The sequence below is a fragment of the Enterococcus sp. AZ020 genome (assembly GCF_050499205.1).
GTDB lineage: Bacteria > Bacillota > Bacilli > Lactobacillales > Enterococcaceae > Enterococcus_L > Enterococcus_L dunnyi.
Map to the genome: position 1 here is coordinate 1,657,853 of NZ_JBIPAT010000001.1, position 11,372 is coordinate 1,669,224.

At 36.8% G+C, this 11,372-nt stretch carries 10 protein-coding genes; 9 read left to right on the top strand and 1 reads right to left on the bottom strand.

The window, feature by feature from the left end:
* Positions 1-132: 132 nt before the first annotated feature.
* Both rpoC and IGI58_RS08060 read left to right on the top strand, forming a co-directional pair.
* Entirely contained in the window at positions 133-3,786 is a 3,654-nt protein-coding gene (gene rpoC, locus IGI58_RS08055; RefSeq protein WP_263864739.1) for a DNA-directed RNA polymerase subunit beta', read from the top strand.
* 130 nt (positions 3,787-3,916) lie between these two features.
* Positions 3,917-5,248, top strand: coding sequence for an IS1182 family transposase (locus IGI58_RS08060; protein WP_429952958.1), 1,332 nt, complete (start codon positions 3,917-3,919; stop codon positions 5,246-5,248).
* A 140-nt stretch (positions 5,249-5,388) separates the two neighbouring features.
* Here the strand turns inward: IGI58_RS08060 and IGI58_RS08065 are convergent, their stop codons facing one another.
* Complete coding sequence (locus IGI58_RS08065; protein WP_429953872.1) at positions 5,389-6,108, bottom strand: glucosamine-6-phosphate deaminase; 720 nt, start codon at positions 6,106-6,108, stop codon at positions 5,389-5,391.
* A gap of 130 nt (positions 6,109-6,238) precedes the next feature.
* Here IGI58_RS08065 and msrA point away from each other — a divergent pair, with 130 nt between their 5' ends.
* The 7 genes from msrA (at position 6,239) to IGI58_RS08100 (ending at position 11,364) form a co-directional block, all read left to right on the top strand.
* Positions 6,239-6,775, top strand: a complete 537-nt coding sequence (gene msrA / locus IGI58_RS08070; protein ID WP_429953871.1) for a peptide-methionine (S)-S-oxide reductase MsrA — start codon at positions 6,239-6,241, stop codon at positions 6,773-6,775.
* Between the two features lie 107 nt (positions 6,776-6,882).
* Positions 6,883-7,785 (top strand): helix-turn-helix domain-containing protein, encoded by a 903-nt coding sequence (locus IGI58_RS08075; RefSeq protein WP_429953870.1) that lies wholly within the window; start codon positions 6,883-6,885, stop codon positions 7,783-7,785.
* A gap of 620 nt (positions 7,786-8,405) precedes the next feature.
* Positions 8,406-8,612 carry a hypothetical protein gene (locus IGI58_RS08080; RefSeq protein WP_429953869.1) on the top strand — a complete coding sequence of 69 codons (207 nt, stop codon included), beginning with the start codon at positions 8,406-8,408 and terminating at the stop codon, positions 8,610-8,612.
* Positions 8,613-8,644: 32 nt separating this feature from the next.
* Positions 8,645-9,547, top strand: coding sequence for an ATP-binding cassette domain-containing protein (locus IGI58_RS08085; protein ID WP_429953868.1), 903 nt, complete (start codon positions 8,645-8,647; stop codon positions 9,545-9,547).
* Position 9,548: 1 nt separating this feature from the next.
* Positions 9,549-10,277, top strand: a complete 729-nt coding sequence (locus IGI58_RS08090) for a hypothetical protein (protein WP_429953867.1) — start codon at positions 9,549-9,551, stop codon at positions 10,275-10,277.
* A gap of 13 nt (positions 10,278-10,290) precedes the next feature.
* Complete coding sequence (locus tag IGI58_RS08095) at positions 10,291-10,800, top strand: thioredoxin family protein (RefSeq protein ID WP_429953866.1); 510 nt, start codon at positions 10,291-10,293, stop codon at positions 10,798-10,800.
* An 18-nt stretch (positions 10,801-10,818) separates the two neighbouring features.
* Entirely contained in the window at positions 10,819-11,364 is a 546-nt protein-coding gene (locus IGI58_RS08100) for a hypothetical protein (protein ID WP_429953865.1), read from the top strand.
* Positions 11,365-11,372 lie beyond the last annotated feature (8 nt).

Consider the following 11,372-nt stretch of genomic DNA (forward strand, 5'->3'; position numbering starts at 1 on the left):
TCAAGTTAGTGTTGATGGATGTTTTCTTTTCTAGAAAGAGAGCATCACTCAATCGGTGGAAGAAAAAGCAGCTCGTGTTGTATTTTTCTTCCGCACCTAACTTTTCCTATCAAGAAATGGAGGGAATTCCTTTTGATCGATGTAAATAAATTCGAAAGTATGCAAATAGGTTTAGCTTCTCCAGAAAAGATCAGAAGCTGGTCTTACGGTGAAGTAAAGAAACCTGAAACGATTAACTACCGTACGCTAAAACCTGAACGTGAAGGATTGTTCTGTGAACGTATTTTCGGTCCAACGAAAGACTGGGAATGTGCTTGTGGAAAATATAAACGTATTCGTTATAAAGGTATCGTATGTGATCGTTGTGGTGTAGAAGTGACTCGTTCTAAAGTTCGTCGTGAACGTATGGGACATATCGAGTTGGCAGCACCAGTTTCACATATCTGGTATTTCAAAGGTATTCCATCTCGTATGGGTCTTGTTTTAGACATGAGCCCGCGTGCCTTAGAAGAAATCATCTATTTTGCATCGTACGTAGTAATCGATGCTGGCGATACTTCTTTAGAGAAAAAACAATTATTGACAGAGCGTGAATACCGCGATAAACGTGACCAATATGGTCAAGGTTTTACTGCAGCAATGGGTGCAGAAGCTGTCAAACAATTATTGGATAATGTTGACTTAGATGGTGAAGTAACTCAATTAAAAGAAGAGTTGAAATCTGCTCAAGGTCAAAAAAGAACACGTGCGATCCGTCGTTTGGATATTTTAGAAGCTTTCCGTGCTTCTGGAAACTTGCCAAGCTGGATGGTCATGGATGTTATTCCTGTTATCCCGCCTGATTTACGTCCGATGGTTCAATTAGAAGGTGGTCGTTTTGCGACTTCTGACTTGAATGACTTGTACCGTCGTGTGATCAACCGTAACAACCGTTTGAAACGTCTATTAGACTTGAATGCACCAAGTATCATCGTGCAAAATGAAAAACGTATGCTGCAAGAAGCAGTTGACGCATTGATCGATAATGGCCGTCGCGGCCGTCCTGTAACAGGACCAGGTAACCGTCCATTGAAATCTCTTTCTCATATGTTGAAAGGGAAACAAGGTCGTTTCCGTCAAAACTTACTTGGTAAACGTGTTGACTATTCTGGTCGTTCAGTTATCGTCGTAGGTCCTAACCTTAAGATGTACCAATGTGGTCTGCCAAAAGAAATGGCGATCGAATTGTTCAAACCATTCGTAATGCGCGAATTGGTTCAACGTGAAATCGCAACAAACATCAAGAATGCAAAACGTAAAATCGAGCGCGGTGAAGATGAAGTATGGGATATTTTGGAAGAAGTCATCCAAGAACACCCAGTCTTACTTAACCGGGCACCTACGCTTCACAGACTTGGTATCCAAGCCTTTGAACCGGTTTTAGTTGAAGGTCGTGCGATTCGTCTTCACCCATTAGTATGTGAAGCTTACAATGCCGATTTCGATGGAGACCAAATGGCCGTTCACGTACCGTTGAATGAAGAAGCGCAAGCTGAAGCACGTATGTTGATGTTAGCAGCACAAAACATCTTGAACCCGAAAGATGGTAAACCAGTTGTTACACCATCTCAAGATATGGTCTTAGGTAACTATTACCTAACGATGGAAGAAGACGATCGTGAAGGGGAAGGTATGATCTTCCGTGACATGAATGAAGCTGTGTTAGCATGGCGTAATGGTTATGTCCATTTACACTCACGTATCGGTGTTCAAACAACATTACTTGGCGACAAACCATTTACGGATTGGCAAAAAGAACGTATCTTGATCACAACTGTCGGTAAGATTATCTTTAATGAAATCATGCCTGTCGAGTTCCCTTACTTGAATGAGCCAACAGACTACAACTTAACGGTTCAAACACCAGATAAATATTTTGTAGAAGCAGGTACAGATATTCCAGCTTATATTAAAGAGCAAGAATTAGTGTTGCCGTTCAAGAAGAAAAATCTAGGAAATATCATTGCAGAAGTCTTCAAGAGATTCCATATCACTGAAACTTCTAAGATGCTTGATAGAATGAAAGACTTAGGATACAAACACTCAACTCATGCGGGTATGACGGTTGGTATCGCAGATATCATGGTCTTACATGAAAAACAAGAAATCATTGAAAATGCACATAAACAAGTCGAAAATATCACGAAACAATTCCGTCGTGGTCTGATTACAGATGACGAACGTTATGAACGTGTTATCGGCGTGTGGAATGCTGCGAAAGATGAGATCCAACAAAAACTGATCGAAAGTATGGATGCGAAAAATCCAATCTTCATGATGTCAGATTCCGGAGCCCGTGGTAACATCTCCAACTTTACTCAGCTTGCTGGTATGCGTGGATTGATGGCCGCGCCGAACGGACGTATCATGGAATTGCCGATCATCTCTAACTTCCGTGAAGGACTTTCTGTCTTGGAAATGTTTATCTCTACTCACGGAGCTCGTAAAGGGATGACCGATACAGCCTTGAAGACAGCCGATTCAGGTTACTTGACTCGTCGTCTAGTTGACGTAGCGCAAGATGTGATCATTCGTGAAGACGATTGTGGAACAGACCGTGGCTTAGTGATCCAAGCGATCCGTGAAGGAAATGAAATCATTGAAACACTTGAAGAACGTCTACTTGGACGTTACACTCGTAAATCAGTGATCCATCCTGAAACAGGTAAAGTCATTATTGGTGAAGACCAATTGATCTCAGAAGATCTTGCAAAAGAAATCGTAGATGCAGGTATCGAAACAGTAACGATTCGTTCCGTATTTACATGTAATACAAAACACGGTGTATGTAAACACTGTTATGGCCGTAACTTAGCAACTGGTTCAGGTGTTGAAGTTGGTGAAGCTGTTGGTACAATTGCAGCCCAATCAATCGGAGAACCTGGTACACAGTTGACAATGCGTACGTTCCATACCGGCGGGGTTGCCGGTGATGATATCACTCAAGGTCTTCCCCGTGTCCAAGAAATCTTTGAAGCGCGTAATCCGAAAGGGCAAGCAGTCATCACAGAAGTTACCGGTGAAGTCATCGATATCTCTGAAGATCCTGCAACGCGTCAAAAAGAAGTAACGATCAAAGGGAAAACAGATACACGTACGTATACTGTTCCTTATACTGCTCGTATGAAAGTTGCTGAAGGCGATACGATCCATCGTGGTGAGCCATTGACAGAAGGTTCGATCGATCCGAAACAATTGCTGCAAGTTCGCGATGTATTATCTGTTGAAAACTACTTATTGCGTGAAGTACAACGTGTGTACCGTATGCAAGGGGTAGAAATCGGCGATAAACATATCGAAGTAATGGTTCGTCAAATGCTGCGTAAAGTTCGTGTCATGGATCCAGGTGATACTGAAATCTTACCAGGTACATTACTTGATATCGCAGAATTTAAAGATCGCAACTACGACACATTAGTAGCTGGCGGAGTTCCTGCAACAAGCCGTCCAGTGTTACTAGGAATCACAAAAGCATCATTAGAAACAAATAGTTTCTTATCTGCTGCGTCATTCCAAGAAACAACACGTGTGTTGACAGATGCTGCGATCCGCGGTAAGAAAGATCCATTACTTGGATTGAAAGAAAATGTTATCATCGGTAAGATCATCCCAGCTGGTACTGGTATGGCTCGTTACCGTAACATGGAACCAAAAGAAGTCGGCGTAGCTAGCGAAAATGTCTACAGTATCTCTGATATTGAAGCACAAATGGCTGCTGAAGATGCGTTGAACGAATTAAACAAATAAAAATAAAAAAGCTAGAATCGATTACGATTCTAGCTTCAGACTGTAGACAAAGTCCTAAAAAAGGGATGACGTCTACAGTTTTTTCTTTTATACTTAACGTATGAAAACGTTTTAAAGGAGAGTGGGAAAAATGATGACAAAACACCCAATGAATGGCAGAGATCAGTACATGATGATTTCCTTGGAAGAACTTGTCCCAACAGATCACTTGATTCGAAAAGTAGATAAAGCAATCGATTTTACCTTCATTTATCCAATTGTTGAATCAACTTATTCGACCTTAGGTCGACCAAGTATTGATCCTGTGGTTTTAGTCAAAATCGTCTTCATTCAATATCTCTTTGGTATCCGTTCCATGCGTCAAACCATAAAAGAAATAGACACGAATGTCGCTTATCGTTGGTTTTTAGGCTACGATTTCAATGAAACCATTCCACATTTCTCTACCTTTGGAAAAAACTATGTTCGCCGCTTTCGAGAGACCACACTCTTTGAAGATATCTTTGCCTACATACTGGAACAAGCTGTCAAAGCTCGGATGGTTACGGAAGATGTTCTCTATATGGATTCTACTCATATCAAAGCCAATGCAAACAAGCACCATTTTACTAGAGAAATGACCCATATTGAAGCTAAGGCCTATCAATCAGAATTAGAGAAAGAAATTAACGAGGAACGCATCAAGGCAGGAAAGCGTCCTTTTATTTTCCCAACAGAAAGTGAGTTGAAAGAACGGAAAATAAGTAAAGTTGATCCTGAAAGTGGTTATTATGTAAAAGGGGAACGAGAGAAACAATTTGCTTATTCTGCTCATACAGCTTGTGATGAACACGGCTTTATTCTAGATGTTATTGTTACCCCCGGAAACCTTCATGACAGTCAAGTGGCTCCGAATTTAGTGAAAACCGTTTGTCACAAATTTCCCAAAGTACGTGCTGTTGCGGCAGATGCTGGGTATAAAACAGCTACTTTTGTAGAATTTCTCCGACGGAGAAATCTTCGCCCTGTTCTCCCTTATACAAGACCTCGTGGCGATCGAACGCTACTCCCTAAAAAACAATTTGTTTATGATGAATACTACGACTGTTACTTATGCCCAGAAAATAGAGTATTGTCTTTTTCCACCATTACTCGAGAAGGATATCGTGAGTATAAATCCAAAAGTTATATTTGCCAAAACTGTCCTCAATTAACGCAATGCACACGGAGTGAAAGCCACCAAAAGGTCATCACACGTCATGTTTGGAAAAAGGGCTTAGAAGAAGCGGAACATCTTCGACATACCGCGTTTAATCGAGAAACTTATGGCAAACGAAAAGAAACAATTGAGCGAGTTTTTGCGGATGCCAAAGAAAAACACGGAATGCGCTGGACAAAGTATCGAACCTTAGAAAAAGTCGCTGTCCATACGCGGCTGATTTTTGCTGCCATGAATTTGAAAAAGTTAGCCCTATGGGGCTAAAGAAAAGGGCGAGAACCTTTCTTTTTTTGCTCTTTTTTCAGAAATAAATAAAAAATACGTTCAGAATTTCTATTTCTAGAAACCTAAACGTATTTGTCTACAGTCTGAAGCTAGAATCGATTACGATTCTAGCTTTTTTATTAATCAAGTTCTGCCGCTGCTTCTTTATCTAAAATAATTGTTAAGTTCGGATGAACTTGAAGCAGTGAAGCTGGAACGTCATTTGTTACAGGGCCAAAGAAAGCTTGTTTGATGATCTTCGCTTTTTTCTTTCCTGTAGCAAATAATACGATTTCTTTTGCTTGCATAACACTTTTCGGTCCCATTGTTACATAAAAATCAGGGCGCTCGGCTTCATCTCCGCCAACTTCACTGAGTAAGATATCTTTCATATTTTCAGTCGCATTTTCGTCTACAACAGAAGTTAAGTTTTCAAAGGTTGTTGTTCCCGGTAGGTTTCCGCAGTAATGGCCATCTGCTCCGATCCCAAGCAAAATCAAATCTAAGCCGCCATCTTGTGCGATTCTTGAATCTTGGGTTTTGTAATTTTTTTCGTCAAGCGGGTGGATATGACCGGAATCGATTTCTGCTGGCTCAAAAAATAGTTTGTTTAAATTTGACATCGTAACGCCGTAGCCTGCTTTCTTCTTAAAAGGAATTTCATCGAAATTATAGTAGTGAACATTGTCAAAGTACGTCTTATTTTTAACATCGTCTACTAAGTATTCGTACATTTTTACAGGTGTCGATCCAGCTGTGATGGCTAGATTTACTCGTTTGTTTTGATACATTTTACCTAATAAAACATTTGCTGCAACACGGCTCATTTTTTCATAATTGTCTTCTACGATGATTTTCATGTTTTGACACATCCTTTGTTTTTTCTTTAATCTATCATGTGGGAACCATCCCATGTCAATGGACTTTAAGCAAATCAATAGGATTATTTGCCTGTTCAGCTTATGATAGAAAAAAAGAGGTGGTGCGACAATGGAACAACATTATGAAAAAGCTATTTTTGCCGGCGGCTGTTTTTGGTGTATGGTCAAACCATTCGATAGTCAGCCGGGAATTATTTCTGTTGTGTCAGGCTATACTGGCGGACATGTGGAAAATCCAACCTATGCACAGGTCACAACGGGTACTACTGGGCATACAGAAGCGGTAGAAATCACGTATGATCCGACGATCATGCCGTATAAGGATTTGGTAGAAATTTATTGGCAGCAGACGGATCCGACAGATGCACTAGGACAATTTGCAGACCGGGGAGATTCCTATCGTCCAGTGATTTTTTATTCAAATGAGGCACAAAAAGAAACAGCAGAAAAATCCAAAGCAGAACTACAAGCCAGCGGTCGTTTTACACAACCGATCGTAACCAAGATAGAACCGGCTCAAACTTTCTATCCCGCAGAAGATTACCATCAGGATTATTATAAGAAACACAGTGTTCATTATAATCTGTATCGTGAGGGATCTGGGCGTGCAGGCTTTATTCGGAAAAATTGGAAGGAAAAAAATTAATTAAATATCTATATGAATTACTTATGATTCTAGATGTTGCGATTTTATTACATTTGCTATATAATCAATATATTGATTATATAGCATTTTTTTGAGAGGGTGACAAAGTGGATATAAAATTAGAATTAGGAAAAAAAATTCGAATGTTTCGTGAACAAAAAAAGTTGAGCCGAGAATCATTTTGTGACGATGAATTAGAATTGACTGTGCGACAGCTTTCTCGAATCGAATCAGGAGAATCGTTACCCACACTTCCGAAGCTTACTTACATATCAAAACAACTTTCTGTGCCTATTTCACATTTGATCAATGAGAATCAAGTTATATTGCCTAAACGGTATATTCAATTAAAGATGAATTTATTCAAACGACCTCCTCAGTATAACGATGCTATGGAAAAAATGGTTGAGGATACATTTGAAGAGATTTATAAAGACTATTATGAAATGTTGCCAGAAGAAGAACAGCTGTTAATAGACACCGCTCAGGCTCAAAATGATGTTAACCTTTCAGAGAAAATCGATTTTGGTGAGGGGATTTTACAGGATTACTTTTTTCAAGTTCAAAATAAAAAAGAGTATTCTGATAATGATTTATTGATTGTCCATTTATATTTTGATTGCTGTTTTTTTAAACCATTTAAAAATCAAGAATTTGATGCTTTAGTAGAGAAGACAATAGAACAAGTAAATTATAGCTCAGAATTTGGATTGATCATTCTAAATAGAGTATTGGGAACCATCGCAGGATTGTATGTTATTTCTGATAGATATGATAAACTTTTAGATATAGTGAAAATTTCAAATACAATAATGAAGATGAGTCAGGACTTTCATCGAAAACCAATCATTGACATGGTCGAAGGAAAATATTGGCTGTATTCTAATGATTTAGAAAAAGCAAATAAGAAATATACTGATGCAGTAATGCTTGCGGAATTACATGGGGAGCATTTGCTTGCTGAACGAATCAAACAAGAATGGGAACAAGATGTAACTAGCGGATTATAGAATTTGAGGCAAAAATGTTTCGCTCTAAGAAAAATAAGAAGCAATATATGAAAATTACTCAGAATCACAATGAGTTTACGAACGGATGATGATCAGTCGCTACATATGTTTTTCAAATGTTTGTGACCAAGTAGGGACTGTGCAACACTGTCTGCGAACAATAGTGAAACAATATTGTTCGTTGATGTGATTCAAGCATAGCACATGGCCGTTTATTCGGAAATAGACTGTAGGACAAACTACTATTTAGTTTGTCCTACAGTCTATTTTTTGGTTCTAATTTATAGAAGAAAATAAACAGGACAAAGATGTCCTGTTTAAAAAAACATAAAATAGTAAAGTAATACATGTAAAGAGAACAGAGAAACAAACAGGTAAATGCATCATTCCATAAAACAGTTGTTACTCGTTTTATTGAGAAAGATGACAAAGATGTCCTGTTTAAAAAAAGCATAAGACAGTAAAGTAAGACTTGTAAGAAAGATAAAAAAGAAAAGGAATGAGATAAGATGTATTTTTTTGAAATGTTTGCGTTATGGTGGACAAAATAAAGGTATGAAGAAATAAATGTAGAAACAAAAGATGCGCTAAGAAATATACATAAAGAGGAAGGTGTAATCATGACAACAATAAAGTATTTCATAGAAGATCAAGAAGTTATACATAGAAAATTAGTCATTGTAAACAATGGTAGTGAGGATAAGTTGTTAAAAGTACTTAACAAAGGGGAGCTCTTGAAAATTATCATGATTCCACAAAAAACAGAAAAGGAATTGTTCTTTGAGCATTTAAACGTCGAGGATATTGAAGTATTAGAAATAGAATAAACATGACAAGTTAGAAAACGGGAGTGAGAAAAATGAAAGAAATTAAAGTGGTGGATTATTTATTAAAAACAAATAACTTAGTAAAAAAATACAAAGAATATCAAGCTGTGAATGAAGTGTCTATGACTATTAGCAAAGGAGATATTTATGGATTTATTGGGAAAAATGGCGCGGGTAAGACAACCTTTATTCGATTAGTGACCAGATTGATTGAAAAAAGTTCAGGGACTTTATCCTATAATTCGAAAAAACACATAAAAATGGGAGCTGTTATTGAAGGACCGGCATGTTATCCATACTTGTCTGCCAGAGATAATTTAAACTACTACGCGATTCAAAAAAACATCAAAAATAAAAAACGTGTTGATGAAGTATTAGAGTTTGTAGGTTTGGACCAGGTAGATGGCAAGAAATTGTTTAAGGATTATTCTTTAGGGATGAAACAACGTTTAGGTATTGGGTTAGCGATATTGGATCATCCGGAATTTCTTATTTTAGATGAACCGATCAATGGATTAGATCCTCAGGGAATTGTTGAAATAAGAGAAATTATTCATCGTTTAAATAAGGAGTACGGAACAACCATTCTAATCTCAAGCCATATTTTGACCGAGCTGTCACTTGTTGCAAGCAGATATGGAATTATAAATGAAGGAAAATTAATAAAAGAGCTAACCAAAGATGAATTGGAAAGTGAATGCGGACAATATATTGTTTTGAAAAGCTCAGACAATCGCCAGGCCAAAAAAATCCTAAGTGATTTCCAATATAATGTGGAAACAAACGGTGGAGAACTTTATATTAACGTAGAAAAAAATCAAATGGAAAAAATAGCTCAGCTACTATTTAAGCAGGATATCTATCTAACGAATTACTATTACAAAGAAGAAAATTTAGAAGAGTATTACTTAAACTTAATTGAAGGGGGAATGTAAGATGATCAATTTATTGAAATCAGATGGGTACAGAATCGTAAAAAGTTCACTGTGTTTTTATTCAATATCTGGATTGATTCTAGTAGGTGCATTTTTCGGATTTTTAGGAGCATCCAGCACCGATACAGCGAAAGAACTAATACAGTCAGGTATGTCTAATGGTTCAATGCTTATCCCAATTTTCCTAACCAACATTTTTATGGTTTGCTGGGGACATGACTTTAATTATCGAGTGGTAAACAATTCGTTGATTGCAGGTATTAGTAGAAAGAAATTCTTTTCAAGCAAGGTAGTATTAACATTTCTATTAACTTTATTATTTGTTAGTGCTTATGCAGGAAGCTTAATGATCACTACATTGATTTTGAAAGGTAGTTTTCCCTTAGAAGTTGCTTTGAAACCATTTTTTGTACAGCTTCCGTTATATTTAGCAGTGAGTTGTGTAGGAATATTCCTATTCAATGTATTCCATGCATCATATACATCTGTTGCTATATTTATTGCTATTGCGTTTATTGGAGATACTCTTCTTTCCAACATTATTTCAAATTACTTTAAAAAATTTGACTTTCTTTTAGACACCTTGTTCTTCTCTAATCTACGTAGTATTACTGATTTGAGCGTATTTACAAATGAGCAGCTAAAAACTGCCCTATTTAGCAGCTTGATTTATAGTGTTATTGCTTTAGCCGTTAGCTTTAATATCTTTCGTAATAGAGAATTCAAATGATGGGGTGAAAATAATGAGAAAGAAAATATTTTATGGACTGTTACTAGTGATTTTTCTTATAAGTAGTGTATTTTCTGCAACTAAAGCATATTCATTAAGTCTTGAAGTGGAAAATAAAGAAGAAGCATTGGTTATTTCACAAGGCAATTATCCTGAGATATACGACTATGTTGATGCTATCACCGTGGACTCTTTTGAGAAAAAAATAAAACAACAAGATTCGTTTTACGTTTACGTAGGACGACCAACGTGTGGCGATTGTAATGATTTTGAACCGAAACTGATTGAATTGATTAAAGAATATGTTATTCAGGACAAACTTATGTATTTAAATGTTGCAAAATTAAGAACACAGGAAAAGATGTGGGAAGAATTTACAGAAACTTACAATCTAAATTATACGCCAACAGTAGCAAAGATCGAACAAGGAAAACTGGTCAGCAAAGTTGAGTGGACGCCAGAAGCAGGCATTTCAATTCGTGATGTCGAGAAATGGATAAAAACGAATATAGCAAAAAAATAAAAAATGGGGGAATGAATAATGAAAAAGAAACTTATAGTTCTTGTAATTGGGTTAATCATTGCAGTTGCTTTCTATATAAACTATGTAAACGAGGAAAATATAAAAGTAAGTCAAAAGTGGGAATTAACAGATGAACAAATGTCTGATATTTCTTTAAAAGGTATCAGCCAAGATGTTTTAGTTATTTTAGAGCAAGGGGATCAAAATACGATTAAAATTTCAGGGGAAATTCCTAAGTCATTTGGAGAAAAATTAAAAGAGATCGAGCCGAATAAAAATAAAATGCTAATTTCATTCGTTACAGATATAGGAGTAAGTGTTGCTAAAAATAGTAAGGAAAAATTAGTCGTAACTGTTCAAAGTAAAGATACTAAAGTGTTGAAAAAACTCAATATTCAGATGAATAAAGGAAATGTTGTTGTACAGGTTCCTAAAGATTTTGAACGAAGCTATGATCTTGAAACGAATCAGGGTCAGGTAAACAATTCAAAAAAGAGCAAAAAAAATGTGACTGAATTAATTAAAGTAGAATTAGGATTTGGCAATATCGATATTATTGAATAAAAGGAGTT